This is a genomic window from Burkholderia glumae LMG 2196 = ATCC 33617 (assembly GCF_000960995.1).
Lineage (GTDB): Bacteria > Pseudomonadota > Gammaproteobacteria > Burkholderiales > Burkholderiaceae > Burkholderia > Burkholderia glumae.
In genome coordinates this window covers 3,366,124-3,383,887 of the sequence record NZ_CP009435.1, presented here as the reverse complement: position 1 = coordinate 3,383,887, position 17,764 = coordinate 3,366,124, and the positions used below count along the sequence as shown (strand labels likewise).

General features: G+C 68.0%; 16 protein-coding genes. 11 read left to right on the top strand and 5 right to left on the bottom strand.

Features of this window, described 5'->3' with window-relative positions; genetic code table 11:
* Positions 1–269 precede the first annotated feature (269 nt).
* A complete protein-coding gene (locus KS03_RS27745) occupies positions 270–2,657 on the top strand; it encodes a penicillin acylase family protein (RefSeq protein ID WP_035979926.1) in 2,388 nt (795 codons plus the stop codon).
* Between the two features lie 102 nt (positions 2,658–2,759).
* Here the strand turns inward: KS03_RS27745 and KS03_RS27740 are convergent, their stop codons facing one another.
* Positions 2,760–3,932: an alpha-hydroxy-acid oxidizing protein gene (locus tag KS03_RS27740; protein ID WP_015876243.1), complete on the bottom strand. Its 1,173-nt coding sequence runs from the start codon at positions 3,930–3,932 to the stop codon at positions 2,760–2,762.
* 344 nt (positions 3,933–4,276) lie between these two features.
* On the opposite strand from KS03_RS27740, the gene KS03_RS27735 reads away from it, so the two are divergent.
* Together KS03_RS27735 and KS03_RS27730 are read left to right on the top strand one after the other, a co-directional pair.
* Positions 4,277–4,846 carry a VOC family protein gene (locus KS03_RS27735; RefSeq protein ID WP_015876242.1) on the top strand — a complete coding sequence of 190 codons (570 nt, stop codon included), beginning with the start codon at positions 4,277–4,279 and terminating at the stop codon, positions 4,844–4,846.
* 56 nt (positions 4,847–4,902) lie between these two features.
* The gene (locus KS03_RS27730) at positions 4,903–6,183 is read left to right on the top strand and encodes an aminotransferase-like domain-containing protein (protein ID WP_017432858.1); all 1,281 of its coding nucleotides are present in this window, start codon (positions 4,903–4,905) and stop codon (positions 6,181–6,183) included.
* A 103-nt stretch (positions 6,184–6,286) separates the two neighbouring features.
* Here KS03_RS27730 and KS03_RS31860 read toward each other — a convergent pair whose 3' ends face one another.
* Positions 6,287–6,484, bottom strand: coding sequence for a hypothetical protein (locus KS03_RS31860; protein WP_127913938.1), 198 nt, complete (start codon positions 6,482–6,484; stop codon positions 6,287–6,289).
* A 139-nt stretch (positions 6,485–6,623) separates the two neighbouring features.
* Between KS03_RS31860 and KS03_RS27725 the strand changes: the two genes are divergently transcribed.
* Positions 6,624–8,108, top strand: a complete 1,485-nt coding sequence (locus KS03_RS27725) for a catalase (RefSeq protein WP_373419884.1) — start codon at positions 6,624–6,626, stop codon at positions 8,106–8,108.
* A 144-nt stretch (positions 8,109–8,252) separates the two neighbouring features.
* Positions 8,253–8,864 carry an ankyrin repeat domain-containing protein gene (locus tag KS03_RS27720; RefSeq protein ID WP_015876239.1) on the top strand — a complete coding sequence of 204 codons (612 nt, stop codon included), beginning with the start codon at positions 8,253–8,255 and terminating at the stop codon, positions 8,862–8,864.
* Between the two features lie 106 nt (positions 8,865–8,970).
* On the opposite strand, the gene KS03_RS27715 is transcribed toward KS03_RS27720, so the two are convergent.
* On the bottom strand, positions 8,971–10,011 hold the full coding sequence (locus KS03_RS27715) for a questin oxidase family protein (protein ID WP_015876238.1): 1,041 nt from the start codon (positions 10,009–10,011) through the stop codon (positions 8,971–8,973).
* Positions 10,012–10,095: 84 nt separating this feature from the next.
* Here KS03_RS27715 and soxR point away from each other — a divergent pair, with 84 nt between their 5' ends.
* The 4 genes from soxR to KS03_RS27695 all read left to right on the top strand — a co-directional run bounded on the left by soxR (position 10,096) and on the right by KS03_RS27695 (position 13,542).
* Positions 10,096–10,581 (top strand): redox-sensitive transcriptional activator SoxR, encoded by a 486-nt coding sequence (gene soxR / locus KS03_RS30635; protein ID WP_015876237.1) that lies wholly within the window; start codon positions 10,096–10,098, stop codon positions 10,579–10,581.
* Positions 10,582–10,594: 13 nt separating this feature from the next.
* Positions 10,595–12,163 (top strand): methyltransferase domain-containing protein, encoded by a 1,569-nt coding sequence (locus tag KS03_RS33015; protein ID WP_232252238.1) that lies wholly within the window; start codon positions 10,595–10,597, stop codon positions 12,161–12,163.
* Positions 12,164–12,383: 220 nt separating this feature from the next.
* Complete coding sequence (locus KS03_RS27700) at positions 12,384–12,773, top strand: bleomycin resistance protein (RefSeq protein WP_015876234.1); 390 nt, start codon at positions 12,384–12,386, stop codon at positions 12,771–12,773.
* A gap of 181 nt (positions 12,774–12,954) precedes the next feature.
* Positions 12,955–13,542, top strand: coding sequence for a class I SAM-dependent methyltransferase (locus KS03_RS27695; RefSeq protein WP_017433235.1), 588 nt, complete (start codon positions 12,955–12,957; stop codon positions 13,540–13,542).
* A 77-nt stretch (positions 13,543–13,619) separates the two neighbouring features.
* Here KS03_RS27695 and KS03_RS27690 read toward each other — a convergent pair whose 3' ends face one another.
* Positions 13,620–14,912, bottom strand: coding sequence for an NAD(P)/FAD-dependent oxidoreductase (locus KS03_RS27690; protein WP_015876232.1), 1,293 nt, complete (start codon positions 14,910–14,912; stop codon positions 13,620–13,622).
* 143 nt (positions 14,913–15,055) lie between these two features.
* Here KS03_RS27690 and KS03_RS27685 point away from each other — a divergent pair, with 143 nt between their 5' ends.
* Positions 15,056–15,724, top strand: a complete 669-nt coding sequence (locus KS03_RS27685) for a TetR/AcrR family transcriptional regulator (RefSeq protein WP_015876231.1) — start codon at positions 15,056–15,058, stop codon at positions 15,722–15,724.
* Positions 15,630–16,049, top strand: coding sequence for an H-NS family nucleoid-associated regulatory protein (locus KS03_RS30630; RefSeq protein WP_080569310.1), 420 nt, complete (start codon positions 15,630–15,632; stop codon positions 16,047–16,049). The genes KS03_RS27685 and KS03_RS30630 overlap by 95 nt, the downstream gene beginning before the upstream one ends.
* Here KS03_RS30630 and KS03_RS27680 read toward each other — a convergent pair.
* Positions 15,955–17,670: a methyl-accepting chemotaxis protein gene (locus KS03_RS27680; RefSeq protein ID WP_015876230.1), complete on the bottom strand. Its 1,716-nt coding sequence runs from the start codon at positions 17,668–17,670 to the stop codon at positions 15,955–15,957. The two genes, KS03_RS30630 and KS03_RS27680, sit on opposite strands and share 95 nt — an antisense overlap.
* Positions 17,671–17,764 lie beyond the last annotated feature (94 nt).

Below are 17,764 nucleotides of genomic sequence, written 5' to 3'. Positions count from 1 at the left end.
GCCCCGGCACTTCTCCTGGCGGGCAGCCGGCGCCGTACTCGCCTCGGTTTGCGCCAGCGCGTCTGTGATCGACGCGAGCCGGCTGGCGGCTGGCGGCTGGCGCGGCGCTCGCGCTATGATCCGGCGCATACCGGGTCCGGGCGCCGCCCGGCCGCGCGTCGAACGGGGTGATCGGCGCGGACCACCGGAGCGCGCGCCGCCGCGCGTGACCGGGAGCGTTCGCGATGCCGGTGCGCCCCGCGTTGCCGTGTCATTCATTCATCATTCCCATGACTCTCCGAACTCGCCGCCCATGGTGGTGGCTCAAGATGCTGGCGAGCCTCGTCGTGCTCACCGTCGCGCTGGCGGCTGCCGGCATGTTCCTGTTCCTGCGCGCGAGCCTGCCGCAACTCGACGGCGAGATCCGCGCGCCGGGTCTTGGCGGCCCGGTGACGGCCACCCGCGACGCGCTCGGCGTGCCGACCGTGACCGCGCGCGACCGCTTCGATCTGGCCTACGGCATCGGCTATCTGCACGCCCAGGACCGCTTCTTCCAGATGGACTATCTGCGCCGCAGCGGCGCCGGCGAACTGGCCGAGCTGGTGGGGCCGCCCGCGCTCGATGTCGATCGCGCGCATCGGCTGTTCCGGCTGCGCGCACGCGCCGAGGCCACGCTCGCGCGGCTGCCGCCCGACCAGCGGCGGCTGCTAGATCGCTACACGCAGGGCGTCAACGACGGACTCGCCGCGCTGGGCGCGCGGCCGTTCGAATACGCGCTGCTCGGCGCGCGGCCGATGCGCTGGCGGCCCGAGGATTCGCTGCTGGCGATCTGGGCGATGTACTTCGAACTGCAGGGCAACCTGCTGCCTCGCGCGATCGCGCGCCACTGGCTCGCCATGCACGCCAGCCCGTCGCAGGCGGCGTTCCTGCTGCCGGTGGCCTCGGCGCACGACGCGCCGCTCGATGCCCCGGCCATCGATCTGCCCGCGCCGCCGCTGCCGGCCAGCGCGCCGGACGGCTTCCGCGCGCCGGTCGCCGCCGATGCCGACGCGGCACCGCGGCTTGCCGAGCTCGATATCCGCTCGTCGATCGGCAGCAACAACTGGGTGATCGCGGGCGCGCGCAGCGCGAACGGCGCGGCGATCGTCGGCAACGACATGCATCTCGGCATCGCGCTGCCGAACACCTGGTATCGCGCGGCGCTGGTGACCGACGACGGCGTGCGGCCGGCGCGGCGCGTGACCGGCGTGACGCTGGCCGGGGTGCCTGCGGTGGTGGTCGGCAGCAACGGCGAGGTGGCCTGGGGCTTCACCGACGGCTATATCGACGGCCTCGATCTGGTGCCGGTCGAGCACGACGGCGGCAATCCGCTCGCGCTTCGCGTCGGCGGCCGGCACGAGACGGCGCGGCGCTACGACGAGGCGATCCGCGTCCACGGCGCCGCGTCCGTCACGCTGCCGGTGACCGAGACCTCGCTCGGGCCGCTGCGCGAAATCGGCGGGCGCTGGTACGCGATTCACTGGATCGCGCAGGTGCCCGGCGCGGTGAACCTCGAACTCGCGCGCATGGCCGATGCCCGCGACCTCGGCGATGCGCTGCGCGTGGCGAACGAAGCCGGCATCCCGGCCGAGAACGTGGTGGTGGGCGATCGCGCGGGCCATATCGGCTGGTCGATCGCCGGGCCGTTGCCGGACCGCCGCGCTGCCGCCGCTGCCGCTGACGGCGCCGCATGGCAGGCCGTGTTGCCGCCCGAGGCCGTGCCGCGCGTCGTCGATCCGGCGGCGGGGCAGCTCTGGAGCGCCAACAACCGCCAGCTGGCCGGCGCGGCGTACCGGCTGATCGGCGACGGCGGCGCCGACAACGGCGCGCGCGCCACCCAGTTGCGCGACGACCTCGCCGCGCTCGGCCGCACCGACGAGCGGGCCGCCTACCGCGTCGATCTCGACGATCGCGCGCGCTTCATCGCGCCGTGGCGCGAGCGCGCGCTCGGCGTGCTCGACGACGCGGCGCTCGCCGGCCACCCGCAGCGCGCGGCATTCCGCCGGCTGCTGATGCAGCGCTGGGACGGGCGGGCCAGCGTGGCGTCGGTCGGCTACCGGCTCGCGCGCGGCTTCCTCTACACGCTGGCCGACGACGTGTTCGGCGGGCTGAACGCGCAGCTCGGGCGCGACGATGCCGAAGCCGCCTACCCGCTCGCCAATCCGCGCTGGGCGGTGGTGCTGGAGCGGCTGCTCGACGCGCAGCCGACCGGCTGGCTGCCGGCCGGTGCCGCGAGCTGGCGCGACCTGCAGCTCGGCGCGATCGACCGGACCATCGCCGAACTCACGCGCGATGGCACGCCGCTCGACCAGGCCACCTGGGGCCGCCGCAACACGCTGCGCATCGCGCATCCGTTCGCGGCCAGCGTGCCGCTGTTCGGCCGCTGGCTGAGCGCGCCCGCCGACGAGGTGCCCGGCGACGCCGGCATGCCGCGCGTGGCCGGTCCGAACTTCGGTCAGTCCGAGCGGATGGTGGTGGCGCCGGGGCACGAGTCGCAGGGGATCTTCAACATGCCGGGCGGGCAGAGCGGGCATCCGCTGAGCGCGTTCTTCCTGGCCGGGCACGAGGCCTGGGTGAAGGGCGAGGCGCAGCCGTTCCTGCCCGGCCAGACGCGGCATACGCTGCGGTTCGTGCCCTAGGCGGGGCGGCCGGCGTGATCCCGCCGGCCTGGCCGGCCCGGTCGCCGTCAGCCCTGCCGCGGGTTCGCGTCAAGAGGGAATCGGCCGGCGCGGCGCAGGCCGTCAGGGGCGTTGGCGGCCCGGCGCGGCGGGGGCGGCCGGCGCGGCCGGCGCCAGATGCGAGGCCGACAGCTCGGCCAGGCCGCGGCAGCCGAGCATGGCCAGCGTGCGATCCACTTCGTCGCGCAGGATCTCGAGCACGCGCGTCACGCCCGCCTCGCCGGCCGCGGCGAGCCCGTAGAGCGTCGCGCGCCCGAGCATCACCGCGTTCGCGCCGAGCGCGAGCGCCTTCACCACGTCGGAGCCGCGGCGCACGCCGCTGTCCACCAGCAGCGCGCCACGCGCGCCGCAGGCCTGCCGGGCGGCGCTTAGCACGTCGAGCGGCGCGACCGCGTCGTCGAGCTGGCGCGCGCCGTGGTTCGAGAGGATCAAGCCGTCGGCGCCCGCCTCGAGGCAGGCCACGGCGTCCCCGGTGTGGAGGATGCCCTTCACGAGCAGCCGGTGCGGCCAGCGCTCGCGCAGCCGGCGCAGGTCGTCCCAGCCGAAGCTCGCATCCATCTGGCGGCGCAGCAGCGCCGTTTTCGCCTCGATGCCCGCGTTGCCGTCGGCGCCCAGGTTGGCGAGCGTCGGCAGGCCGCCGCCGCGCAGCAGCGCGTACCACCAGCGCGGATGCAGGAGCCCGTCGAGCAGCACGCCCGGCGTGCAGCGCAGCGGCAGCGCGAAGCCGTTGCGCAGATCGCGTTCGCGCTTGCCGTTGAGCGGCACGTCCACCGTCACCACCAGCGTGCGGTAGCCGGCTCGCGCGGCGCGCTGCACGAGGCTGTCGGCCAGTTCCCGGTGCATCACGTAGAGCTGAAACCACAGCTCGCCGCCCGCCTCCCCCGCGAGCCGTTCGAGCGAGACGTTCGAGGCGGTGGACATCGCGAATGGAATGCCGGCGCGGCGCGCCGCGCGCGCCAGCGCCAGATCGCCGTCGGGATGGATCAGGCCGTTGAGCCCGGTGGGGGCGATCACGAACGGCGCGGCCAGGCGCGTGCCGAGCAGCGTGGTGGACAGCTCGCGCGTGCCGACGTCGGCAAGCCGCCGCGGCACGAACGCGAGCCGCTCGAACGCGGCGCGATTGCGGCGCAGCCCGCGCTCGTCCTCGGCGCCGCCGTCCAGGTAGTCGAACACGCGGCGCGGCAGCCTGCGGCGGGCCAGCATACGGAAATCGTCGACGTTGATCGGTGAGGGCATGGCGTGGAGGCGCTGGGCGATCGGGCACGATGCGGCGGCAGTCGGGCCGCCGGGCCGCCAGGAGCGCACGAGTGTATACGCAACGGCTCGCCGCGGCGGGGCCTGGCCGGGCGATTTGTTCGCGTGCGCAGGCGCCGCGTCGCATCGCGGGCCGCATGCGAGGCGCGCCGGTGCAACCATCGGCAGGTGGCCGCTGAAGGCGAGGCGGCCGGCGTCATCGAGACAGATGATCCGATGGATTTCCGGGAAGGGCGGGTGCTATCGCACCGGCAACGATCGGGCGCACCGTTTCCGGAAATCCCGGGCGCGCGCTGCGCGACCGGAACGAACAGAGAGGGCGAGTCATGCAGAGGTCGCAACCGGCGGCGCAATCGGCTTCACCCACCCAGGCGCAGCAGGGCGATCCGGCCGGCGGCGCGGCGCCGGCTGCGCCGGCCCTCGACTACCGCGCGATCGACCACATCGCGCTGGCGGTGGTCGATCTGGAGGCCGCGGTGCACCTGTTTACGCACGTGCTAGGCTTCCGGCTGATGGCGCGGCGCCATATCCAGGGCAGGAAAACGGGCATGCGCTCGGCCGAACTCGAATCGGGCGGCGGCCTGAAATTCGTGCTGTGCCAGGGCACCGAGCCCGAGTCGCAGGTCTCGCGCCTCGTCAGCGAGTTCGGTCCCGGCGTCGCGCACATCGCGCTCGAAGTGGACGACGTCGCCCGGACCGTGGACGAACTGCGCCGGCGCGGCCTGGGCTTCGACACCTCGGTGATCGAGGGGCCGGGGCTCACGCAGTCGTTCAGCTCGCGCGACCGCAACACCGGCCTGAGCTTCGAGTTCATCAAGCGCAACGGCGAACACGGTTTCGTCGACGACAATATCCAGTCGCTGTTCGATCAACTGGAAAGGTCGGATTCCTACTGAAAAAAATTGCCGCCGGGCCGGCGGTGCCGCGTGATCTTGCAACCAGGAGAGGGCGCTTGACGACTCGAGCAAAGGCCGCGGCGTCGCGGCTTTCCGTGATGAACTTCCTGAACGAGGCGGCCAACGATTACCCGCGGGCGATCTCGTTCGCCTCGGGCCGCCCCGCCGAGCAATTCTTCTCGCTCGAAGGCTGGCTGGCCGCGGTGCCCGACTATCAGGCCCATGCGGCGCGCGGCGCCGGCCAGAGCATCACGCAGGCCGGCCGGCTGCTGGCGCAGTACGGCCGCACGGCCGGCATCATCAACGCGCTGCTGGCCGAGCAGCTCGGCCGCGACGAGGGCGTGGCCTGCGAGGCCGAGCAGGTGGTGGTGACGGCCGGCTGCCAGGAGGCGCTCGCGCTGCTGGTGCCGGCCCTCTGCCGCGCGCCCGGCGACGTGATGCTGGCGCGCAACCCCACCTACATCGGCATCACCGGCGTGGCCGATTTCGCCGGCATCGAGATCCTGCCGATCGGATGCCGGGACGGCGAGACCTGGGAGCAGGCGCTCGCGCGCGTGGCCGCCGGCCTGCGCCGCGAGGGCAAGACCGCGCGCGGCTTCTATCTCACGCCGGAGTTCGACAATCCCACCGGCACCGTGCTCGACGAGGCCGAGCGCCGGTCGATCATCGCCGGCTGCCTGGCGCATCGCATCGTCGTGCTCGAGGACAACCCATACGGGATGTTCCGCTACGACGGCACCTCCACCGCGCCGATGTTCGCGCTCGACCCGGACGGCTGCGTGATCTATCTGGCCACCTATTCGAAGACGCTGTGCCCGGCCGTGCGCGTGGGCGCGGCGGTGCTGCCGCGGCGCCTGTTCGGCAGCGAGGCCGCCGCCGCACGGCTGCGCGCCGAACTGTCCGAGCGCAAGAGCTTCGTGACCGTGAACACGAGCCAGGTCACGCAGGCGCTGGTGGGCGGCGTGCTGCTGCGCGAGGCCGGCAGCCTGGCGCGGCTCGTCGCGGCGCCGCGCGCGTTCTATCGCGGCAACCGCGACACGCTGCTGGGCGCGCTCGAGCGCGCGTTCGACGGCGGCCGCGGCGCGGTGCGCTGGAACCGGCCCGACGGCGGCTTCTTCCTCGGCGTCACGCTGCCGTTCGCGTTCGGCCAGCGCGAGACCGTGGAATGCGCGCGCGAGCACGGCGTGATCGTGATGCCGATGAGCTTCTTCTCGCTCGACGGCACGCGCCGCGACGAGGTGCGGCTCGCGTTCAGCAATGCCGGCCCCGAGGCGATCGAGGACGGCGTGCGGCGCTTCGCGGCCTACGTCGGCGCGAAGCGCGGCGCGGCCGCCTGATCCACTCCCGCCGCCGCACGGCGGCCGCGCGGGGATTGGAGTCTTTTAAAAATCGGCTGATATGCCGGCATTTTGATCTGGTGCCAGGCAATAAATTTCGATTTCAAAAAGACCGTGCTGGATGCCTGCTATTTTTACCAGGAAAGCGAGGAAAATTCCGGATAAATGAGCGGAAAAGGCAGTGCATGATTGGCTGAAAAGCCTTGATGGCATTGCCATCCTGGCCGATGCGAAGCGCCGTGTCGGCAAGCGAATTCGCCATATGATTGAGAATGGCTATTCGATTCATCGTGAATGCCAATTGGCTTTCGAGGTCTCGCGTCAATACGATTCCACCGTCCCGATAACCAAGCACCCAAGTGGTGTCACTTCCTCACGGAGACGGTATGAAGACGCAAAGCAACCTGTCGCGCTGGGCCATTCCGGCCGCGATCAGCCTGATGATGTCGTCGATGGCATGCGCGGCCGGCAACCTGACCCGCGACAACGGTTCGCCGGTGGGCGACAACCAGAACTCGCAGACGGCCGGCCCGAGCGGTCCGACGCTATTGCAGGATTCGCACCTGGTGGAGAAGCTGCAGCGCTTCGACCGCGAGCGGATTCCGGAGCGCGTGGTGCACGCGCGCGGCACCGGCGCCTTCGGCGAGTTCGTGGCCGACGCGGACATCTCGGACCTGTCGGTCGCGAAGGTGTTCACGCCGGGCACGCACACGCCGGTGTTCGTGCGCTTCTCGACCGTGATGGGCTACCGCGGCTCGCCCGAGCAGGCGCGCGACCCGCGCGGCTTCGCGACCAAGTTCTATACGAGCGAGGGCAACTGGGATCTGGTGGGCATCAACCTGCCGGTGTTCTTCATCCGCGACGCGATCAAGTTCCCCGACTTCGTCCACGCCAACAAGCCCAGCGCCGTGACCGGCGTGCAGGACGCGAATCTCGCGTTCGACTTCTTCGCGCACGCGCCCGAAGCCACCCACATGCTTACGCGCCTGTATTCCGACGCGGGCATGCCGAACTCGTACCGCAACATGGACGGCTTCGGCGTCCACGCGTTCAAGCTGGTGAACGCGCAGGGCGAGGTGCATTACGTGAAGTTCCACTGGAAGAGCCGGCAGGGCATGCACGGCATCCGCCCGCAGGATATTCCCGCCTCGATCGGCCGCGACTGGAACCTGATGTCGAACGACCTGTATGGCGCGCTGAAGAACGGCGACGATCCGAAATGGGATCTCTACATCCAGGTGCTGAAGCCCGAGGATCTCGACAAGTTCGATTACGACGCGCTCGACGACACCAAGGTGTGGAGCGACGTGCCGGAGCGCAAGATCGGCACCATGACGTTGAACCGCATCCCCGACAACTATTTCGAGAGCACCGAGGAATCGGCGTTCGCGCCGTCGCGGATGGTGCCCGGCATCGAGCCGTCGGAGGACCGCATGCTGCAGGGCCGGATGTTCTCGTATGCCGACACGCAGATGTACCGGCTCGGAGCGAACTTCAACTCACTGCCGATCAACCGGCCGCGCGTGCCGGTGGTCAACAACAACCAGGACGGCCTGATGAACGCGGGCGAGCGCAAGGGCGAGGTGAACTACGAGCCCTCCACGCTCGGCGAGATTCCGCAGGACCCGAAGTACAAGTCCGTGCGCATGCCGCTGCGAGGCACGACGCAGCAGGCGGCGATTCACAAGACGCTGAATTTCCGCCAGGCCGGCGAGTATTACCGGGGGCTGTCGAAAGAGGACAAGGCCGATCTCGTGACGGCACTGTCGGCCGACCTGAACCATGTGACGAACGACGACAACAAGATCACGATGCTGTCGTACTTCTACAAGGCCGACGCGGATTATGGCAAGCGGCTGGCCGCGGCCACGCATGCCGATCTCTCGCGGGTGCAGGCCAAGGCCGCCACGCTCAGCGATATGTAAGCGCGGCGGGGCCGTTCGGGGCGCCGCGCGAGGGGCGCTTTCGGGCGGCCTGCCCGATGCTTGCGCGCGGGAGGGTGGCGCTTCGCGCGCCCGCGCCTCGCCGCCTTGAATCGATTCATTCGTCTTTCGATGGAGCCTTATGTCATGCCGTTCCGCAGGTTCTCATCCGCGCTCGTCAAGGCCGTGCTGCCCGCGCTGCTGGTTGCGCTCGGTGCCTGCGCCGCGCCGGAATTGCACAAGCCCGCAGCGGGCGCGGCCGTGCAGGATATCCGCGACTACGACGAGGACTGGTTCGCCGCGGCGCGACTCGGGCGCACGGATATTCTCGATGCGCTGCTGCAGGCGGGGTATCCGGTCGACGCGGTGACCTCGCGCGGCTACACGGCGTTGATTCTTACCGCCTATGACGCGCAGCCTCAGGCGATGGCGTTTCTGCTCGCGCACGGCGCGAATGCCTGTGTCGGCGACCGGAACGGCAATACCGCGCTGATGGGGGCGATTTTCAAGGGCGAACTCGATATCGCCCGGCGCTTGATGGAGACCGGCTGTCCGATCGACCAGACGAATCACGCGGGGGAGACGGCACTGTCGTTCGCCGCGCTGTTCGGGCGGCTGGATTTGCTGCCTGAACTGGTCAGGCGTGGGGCCGACCCGGACCACGCCGACGCGAGAGGCACGACCGCGCTGCGGCTCGCGCAGCAGCAGGGCAATCGGGACGCCTATCATGCCTTGCTGACGGTGGGGGCGACGCGCTGACTGTCGTTTCGGCGCGCGCGGCGGCGCCGGCGGGGGGGATGAGGGCCGGGCGCTTGCGATCCAGGCGCTTGCCTTGCAGCCCCCCGGTATCGGGGCCGCCGCCGCGTCAGGGCGCCGATGAGCGGGATTCCGTCCCGGCCGAGTCTGACGACACCAGCCGTACCGCCGATGCGAGGTAACGCGGCGACGGATCACGCCGGTCCTCGCAAAGACAGGTGTATGTCATCTTGATCACGTGCTCGTCGTTCGAGGCGACCGCCATTCGGCAGACGTCGTTCCAGTCGAGGCTGCTATCCGGGATGGCCGGTGACGCGGCGGGGAGGGGGCCGACCGTTGCGTAAGCCGCACACAAGGCAATCCAGAGGTCCGGCAGCAACTGCTCGACCAGGTCGTCTCGAAGCTCGTTAAACACGATGCGTGCGGCGCGGGTTGCGGTAACCGTATGGAGCAGGGTGAAGTCCGGCTCACGCCAGTAAGCGCCGATGGTCGTGCGCGCCAGGTCGTCCAGCAAGGCGGTGTCGGACGGGGGCGCAAGCATGGCCTTGCCGAACCGCACGTCGCCGGCAACCGCACGCAAGCGCGAGGTGATGAAGTCTTGCGGTAGCGTCGTGCCGCGCAATGCCCGGGTGACGTGGTCGAATGCGGCTTCGATGCTATCTGCCCTGCGATGGTTTTCCAGCGTGACGTCGATCGGCAGGTACGACGCAACGAACGATGCCAAGCCCGAGGCAATCTCGCCGGCATGGCCGGCCTCGATGCCGTAGGCCAGCCGGATCAGGGCGTGAAAGGCGTTGGAGGCGGGGGCGAACCGACCCGCTTGCAGCACTGCCTCGATCACCGGCACGGGCCCGGCATCCATCACCCAGTCCTGAAAGCACTGACGCAACGCGCCGAACGCGGCCAGGTCGCCGAGATGTTCGGTCCAGTCGCGGCGAGTGATCGTCGTGTCGACGGGGGGCGCAATCAATGCGACTTCGCGCTCCCATCTATCAAAGAATTGCCGCAGACGTTCTGGCGAGGCGCCCATCTTGGCCAGTGCGATCAGCGCCATCGGACAGTGGTTCGTCGTACCTTTCGCCGCAAGATCGAAGCGTGCATTCGCATCCAGCAGTTCGTTCAGCGTGAGGTGAACAATGTCGTCGCGCATATGGCTGCCTCCTGATTCCGGGAATGAAGCTGCATGGTACAGGTTCAAGTAAACTTGAGGTCAACACATGTGCGGGGAAGCTTCGTGAACGAGGGAACAATCACAATCGGCGAACTGGCGAAACGCTCGGGTGTAGCAGTGAGCGCAATCCGCTTCTATGACGATCAAGGGCTGATCAGCAGCACCCGAGCTGCCGGCGGTCAACGCCAGTACCGGCGGGAGGCGCTGCGCCGGGTCGGATTCATTCGTGCGGCGCAGGCCGTCGGACTGAGCCTTTCGGACATTCAAGCGGCCCTCGACTCCCTGCCGGGGCAGCGCACTCCGACAAAGCAGGACTGGGCGCGGCTGTCGCGGGCGTGGCAACCTCTGCTTCAGGCGCGCATTGATAGGCTCGTCGCATTGCGCGACAGGCTCGCATCTTGCGTGGGCTGCGGGTGCCTGTCGCTCAAGGCGTGCGCGCTCCATAATCCGGGCGATATCGCGCATCGACTCGGAAGTGGCCCGCGCTATCTACAAGGCGATACGCCGAGTACAACCTTGGCCAAGGATGGCCGCCGCGGGCGGCGTTGAAGATTGCACACGCATGGTCTCCCACGCAGAAGCCTATTTGAAAGACTTTCATCGCCGCCGGGCCGGCGCCACCCGTCGCGCCTTCGGCAATCGGCCGGCACGATCTGTACAGGCAGAATACCTTTCTTCCTATCACGCATTGGCGTATCGCGTACCGAACGATGCGATCTCGCGGACGGTGCTCGACCTGGCTTGTGGCGACGGGCCACTGCTGCAGATTCTGAGCGACAGGGGCAAGGCGGAAACGAAGCTGATCGGCGTGGACATCAGTGACGGCGAGTTGAGTGCCGCCAGGCAAGCCTTGCCGTGCGAGGTGCGATTGCTCAGGGAGCGAGCGCAACAGGTGTCGCTCGCTAACGGCTCGGTGGACTATGTGCTGTTGCACATGGCGCTGATGCTGATGGATGATATCGAGCGGGTAATCCGTGAGATTCGCCGGATACTCCGCAAGGGCGGCACCTTTTCCGCGATCGTCGGGCGGACCTTCTTGACTGGCAGGGTCGGCGAAGTCTTTTCGGACATCTTCGGGCCGATTGCGCGGGCGTCCCCCCCGCAGTGTCGGCTCGGTGACGCGCGCACGCGCAGCGAAGGCGGTTGGCGGGAACTGCTAGGCTCCGAGTTTGTCGACATCGCGTTTGAAGACCTCGAGATCGACTGGACGCCTACGGCCGAGCAGTTCTGCTTGGACATGCTCGACACCTACGATGCCGACAGGATGCCGGAGCAGGCACGTGCACGGCTGAAGCACGAACTGTCGTCGGCGCTCGCGCCCCTGCAGGATGAAAGCAGGACGCCTGCAGACGGGTTGGGGCCTTCGTCTGGTTCAGGCCACTGCCGCCTAGCGGCGGCGCGGCGACGTTCGGCAAGCTACGCGGATGGCGCCGGGCGCTCGACAGAGCTTGTATATTTACCCGTACCTAGCCGTTGCGGAGACTTTCCGGTGCGTATCTATCTCTCGTCCTTCGATGTGGGTGCCCGCCCGGAACGGCTCGCGGGCCTGGTCGGCGGCCAAATGCGCGCGGCCGTCATCGTCAACGCGCTTGACCATCGCGAATCGGCCCGCGCGCAATGGCTGGAGAGCCAGACGGCCAAACTGCGCGCGCTGGGGTTTAGCGCGCAAGAAATCGATCTCAGGCACTTCTTCGGCAATACCGATCGCATAGGCGAGGCTCTTGCCCGGTTCGACGCGGTATGGATCAATGGTGGGAACGCATTCATACTTCGCCGCGCGATGAAGCAGAGCGGATTCGACACCGCGATAGTGGATTTGCTCTCGCGCGACAGAATCGTCTACGCGGAATTCAGTGCGGCGGCGATCATTGCGTCGAGCACGCTGCGCGCGCTCGATTGCGTCAGCGACCCCGTGGAAGTCCCCCGTGGATACGACCCGGCCGTGATCTGGGACGGGCTTGGAATCCTGCCGTTTTCCCTTGTCGTGCATTTCGAATCCGATCATCCCGAGTCGGTAGCGGTCGGCGAGGAAGTTGCTTTCTACGCGCGCCACCAACTGCCATATCAAACCTTGAAAGACGGTGAGGTTTTTGTCATGGACGGCATGCGCAGCGAGATCGTTGGCCCGTAGCGCGGCGTTGCAGGCGGCTGGGGTTGGCCGGGATGGCTGGGGGCCCGGCGGGCGGGGACGCACCTGCTGCCTGCGCCGGCGCGCCACGGCGTCCGACGGTGAAGCACTGGCCGCCCCGGCCAGTGCGCCAGCCGGCCATCGTCCAATTTGCGACGCTCGACAGACTGGCCCGGATTGCCGACAATTGCCACCCTACCTATTTGACTGAACGAGCGGGCTCATGTCGAACAGCAAGCTGGCGTTTGGTAAGGCTATACCCGTTCTCGCCTCGCTCGACATCGCGCGGACCTTGCGCTTCTTCGAGGATGTCCTGGGGTTTGGGACTCGGCACGTCCATAACTTCTCGTATGGGATCGCTGCGAGAGGCGAGGTCGAGATTCACTTCTGGCTGTGCGACGAGAAGCACATCGCAGAAAACACCTCGTGCTATGTGCGCGTCGATGATGTCTACGCACTTCATGCGGAACTGGCAATGCGGTTGCCTGCGCTCGGGCAGGTCGCCGAACGGGAATGGGGTATGGCGGAACTCTATGTGTTTGATCCCGATGGCAATCTGATCAAGTTCGGCCAGCCGATCGATGGCGGTCGAGCACCAAGCGGCGATGCCTAGCGCGGGTGCGCAGTCGTCACCGCGTCAAGACGCTGGAGCGCGGATGAACCGGCAGCGGTTTACGGCCACGGGCCCGACATGAGAGCCGCGATGTTGATGCGGAGATAGCAGTCCCGCACCGGCACGTTGTTTCTCTGCCGCCGCGTCCAGGACACGCCGGACACTGCAGGAACAAAAACCTATGGATACGAGAACCCTGAGCGCCTACGACACAAATTCCGCGTCGTTTGCCGAAGACTGGGAAGCGCAACCGCCGGCGGAGGACTGGTACGCGCTCGTAAGGAAGCACTTTCGTCCGGGACGCACGGCGGATATCGGCTGCGGCAGCGGCCGCGATGCGGCCTGGCTGACAGCAAATGGTTTCCCAGCCGTGGGCTTCGAGCCTTCGAAGGGCTTGCTGCAAGAGGCTCGGCGGCGCCATCCCGACGTCCCGTTTCAGGTTGCCGCTCTGCCGGAGCTCGAGGGCGTTGCCGACGCCAGTTTTCAAAACGTGCTCTGCGAAACGGTCCTCATGCACCTGGAGGCTGGGCTGATCGTGCCTGCGGTGCGCAAACTGCTGGACATCACCGCGCCGGGCGGCACCCTGTACCTGAGCTGGCGGGTCATCGAGGGCGACGATCGGCGCGACGAACACGGACGGCTCTATGCCGCCTTGGATCCTTCCATGGTTCTGCGAGCGCTGTCCGACGCGGCTATTGTCCTTGATGAGCAAGTGACGAGTTCCTCGTCCGCCAAGGTAGTGCGCCGCATGATTGCCAGAAAGGCATAGACGCCCCTGTCGGCTACCGGATCGGCAATCGATATCGCAGCGGCCCGCCCTGATGCGCGGCGAAGCACGCGCCTGGATCAGACCAGGCGTATGCGCGGCTGCACGAGCGCGTTGATGCGCTCGGCGGTCCACAGCAACGTCGCCTTGCGAAATCCATGCAAGGCCTGTTGATGCTGCCGGTACAGCATCGCGTGACTCAGTTGCGCGAAGCGTCCCTTGACGAACCCCCCGCGGAAGAACCCGAACTGGCCGAGCGTGCCGAACGCGTTGTAGTCGCTAAGCGAGACCAGGGCGCCGAAGTCGTGAAAGGCGAAGTCGGGCAGCTTGCCGGTGCTGAGCCAGTCCGGCAGATGCCGGGCCAGAAAACGCGCCTGTTGTGTCGCGACCTGGGCCGTGGGGGCGAGCGGGCGCTCGGCGCCCGGCAGCGTCAGCGTGGAGCAGTCGCCGAGCGCGAAAATATGATCGTCGTCGAGCGACTGCAAGCTTGGCCGGATGCAGATCTGGTTCGAGCGGTTCGACGTGATGGCGTCGAGCTTGCCGAGGAACTCGGGCGCCTTCACGCCGGCCGCCCACACCATGAGATCGGCCGGCTGCGCGCTGCCGTCGCCGAGCGCGAAACCATCGGGGCGGGCGGCGGTGATGCGTGTACCGGTCCGGACACTGAATCCGATGCGCCGCAACTGCGCCTCGCTCGACTCCGACACAGCGGCCGGAAACGCCGCGAGTATGCGGGGCGCGCTTTCGTATAGCGTCAGGTTCAGGCGTGACCGGATGGCCGGATCGCCGTAGCTGCCGGCGACTTCGAGCAGACGGCTCAACTCGGCGGCCAGCTCGACTCCGGTAGCGCCCGCGCCGACTATCGAGACGCGCAACGGGCTGTTCGATACCACGCTCTGGAAGACCCGGATACGTAGCGCTTCGTTGAAGGCCTCGGCCTGTGCCTGGCTATCGATGAAATGGCAATGCTCCAGCACGCCCGGCGTACCGAAATCGTTCGCGCGGCTGCCGAGCGCGAGAATCAGCACGTCGTATTCGACGCTGCGCGCGCCGACCACCACCTCTCCCGACGGCGCCCTCAGCTCGGCCAACCTGACGGTGCGTGCGTCGCGGTCCAGCCCCTCCATTTCCCCGGGCTGGTAGTGGAAGCCGTGCTCGCGCGCGTGTGCGAGATAGATCACCTGCTGCTGCTGCACGTCGCGCGTGCCGGCCGCGATGGTGTGCAGCATCGGCTTCCAGATGTGGGTGGCGCTCCTGTCGATCAGCGTGACCTGGGCTCGGCCCGTGCGGCCGAGCGTGTCGCCCAGTTTCGTCGCGAGCAGGAGCCCGGCAATGCCACCACCCACGATCACGATACGCTTGGTTCGGCTCATTGAAAATAAATCTTCAAGTGATGAATTAAGCGATGCTACGTTCCGGACGTGCCGCTGTCAAACAAAGAACGAGCGGGGACGAGGCGGGGCTGGGCAGCGGTTAGAATTTCGAGTTCCGGGATTAACGCTGCAGATCACCACCCATGAAACCGTCGAACCACCACGCCCGGCCCGCCGCCGGCGTCACGCCGCGTCGCGCGCGCGGGCGTCCCGCTGCCAACGAGGCGGGCGGCGCCGACGCGCTGCTGCGCAATGCGCGCATCGCGTTTGCGCGGCGTGGCTATGAGGCCACCAGCGTGCGCGAGATCGCGAAGGCGTCGGGCGTCGACCCGGCCCTCGTCGCGCATCATTTCGGCTCGAAGGAGTCCTTGTGGCTCGCCGTGGTGGAGCGGATCGCCGGCGAAGCCGCACCGCTGATCGAGAAGACCGGAAGGTTGCGCGACGACGCCGGGCTAGGCGCGCGCGAACGCGTGGAGGCGGCGCTGTCGCTGCTGATCGACCAGGTGTTCGCCACCCCCGACGTCGGCATGTTCTTCTCGACCGCGGCAACCGAGAGCGGGGCACGCCTGGACGTACTGATCGAGCGCCTCGTGCGGCCTTATCACGACGTCCTGGTGCCCTTGCTCGCCGACGCGATCGACGCCGCTGCGGTGCCGCCGCAGGATGCGCAGATCATGTTCATGCTGCTCGTCAACGCAATCAGCAAGACGGTCTCCTATGGCCACGTGCTGGGTCCGTTCTCGGTGCTGCCCAAGCGACCCAGGGCATTCAGGCAGGCGGTGCTGGCAAGCGCGCTTGCAATGCTGGGTTGAAGCCTTGGACGCGGCGCGCCTGCCGGCGGAAGCTGCAGGAATCGCCCGCAGTCCGCAGCGGTCCGCAGCGGGCGCCGTCCTCCCCGGCGAGATGGCTTCGCCACGCGCCGGCTACCGCGATCCGACGACAGGCGCGGCGTGGTCGGGCCGCGCGCGTCGGCCCGCATGGTTGCAGCACGGCGAGAGCCGAGTTCGCGACCGTTCACGAGATCGGCGCGCCGTGTTGCGCCTCAAAACGACGCCCATTCGCTTGAGCCGTCGCTTGGCTTGGGCGCGGGTGCGCCGTCTCGCACGGGCATCGACCGAGCCTTGGCCGGCGCCTTGACCGGCACCTTGGCCGGTGCCACCGGGAGGCCGGACGAGGGCCTTGCCGGCGCGACGCTCGGCTGCGAGTGGAGATCCAGTCGGAAAATGGATACCGTTTCGCGCAGCGCGTTCGATTGGGCCGCCATCGATTGCGCCGCGGCAGACGCCTCTTCGACCAAGGCCGCGTTTTGCTGCGTGACCTCGTCCATTTGCGTCACCGCGATGTTGACCTGCTCGATGCCGGTGCGTTGCTCGACCGATGCCGCCGAGATTTCGCCCATCAGGTCCGCCACGCGCTGCACCGATTGCACCACTTCCTCCATCGTCCGGCCGGCCTCGTCGACGAGCCCCGAGCCCGCCTGGACCCGCTCCACCGAACTCTCGATCAGCGTCTTGATCTCCTTCGCGGCGGTGGCGCTGCGCTGGGCGAGCGTGCGAACCTCGCCCGCCACCACCGCGAAGCCGCGCCCTTGGTCCCCCGCCCGCGCCGCCTCCACCGCGGCGTTGAGTGCCAGGATATTGGTCTGGAACGCGATCCCTTCGATAACCGAAATGATCTCGCCGACCTTGGCCGAGCTGGCCGAGATTTCGCGCATGGTGGTGACCACGCGTCCGACCACGTCGCCCCCGCGCCTGGCCACCTCGGAAGCGTTGGCCGCCAGGCTGTTGCCCTGTTGCGCGCTCTCGGTGTTCTGCTTGACCGTGGCCGTGAGCTGCTCCATGCTCGCCGCCGTCTCTTCGAGCGATGCCGCCTGCTCCTCGGTGCGCTGGCTCAAATCGCTATTGCCGGCGGCGATCTGCGACGCGCCGGTGGCGATGCTGTCGCTGCCGGCACGCACCCGGCCCACCACCTCGGCCAGCCGCTCGTTCATGCTTTTCAGCGCGCGCAACAGCTGGCTCGTCTCGTCCCTGCCGGCCACCTCGATCCGGGAGGTCAGGTCGCCGCGCGCCACCGTTTCGGCGATGCTCACCGAGGTGCGGATCGGCGTGGTGATCGAGCGCGTGATGAAGTAGGCCACCACCATGCTCATGCCGAGCGCGATGATGATCAGCACCGAGGTCAGCCAAATCGCGCCGCGATACGATGCGTCCGCTTCCGCGCTCGCGCGCGCCGCGCCTGCCGCGTTCAACGCGATATCCTGTTCCACGAGATCGGCGAACGTGGCAAACAACCTGGAAGAATCCCCGGCGGCCAGGCGCCGGGCGTCATCGAAATGATCGGTGTCTTGCATGAGCTGGTGCAGCCGTGCGTCCGTCGCGCTATAGGCCGCCCATGCGGTCTTGATCTGACGAAAGAGTTCGCCTTCCTCCGGCGAGGCGATGAATTGCTCGTACTTTTTCATCGTCGCGTCCAGCTTGGCGGCAGCCGTTTCGTGCCGCGCCCAGTAGGAACTGCGCTCCTGCTCGTCCAACGCGACGAGCCGGCTGATCGACGAGCGGCGCACCGTGTTCGCGTAGGCGCGAACGTCGCCGAGCGTCTGCACGCTCGGCAGCCAATTGGCGGCGAGGTCCGTGGTGTTGTCGTGGATTCGGGAGGCTTGAATCAGGGCAAGCGCTCCAACCATGCAGAGCAGGGCAAGCGTAACGGCGAACGCACCGCCGAGTCGTACGCCAATCTTCAGGTTATTCAGGGCTTTCATGGGTTACCTCCGCAGTGTCGCCAATTTCCTGTGCTTACGGATGTTCCGGCAAGAAAATTGAGAGGTGCCATGAAAATTCACAATGCGGCGGCGG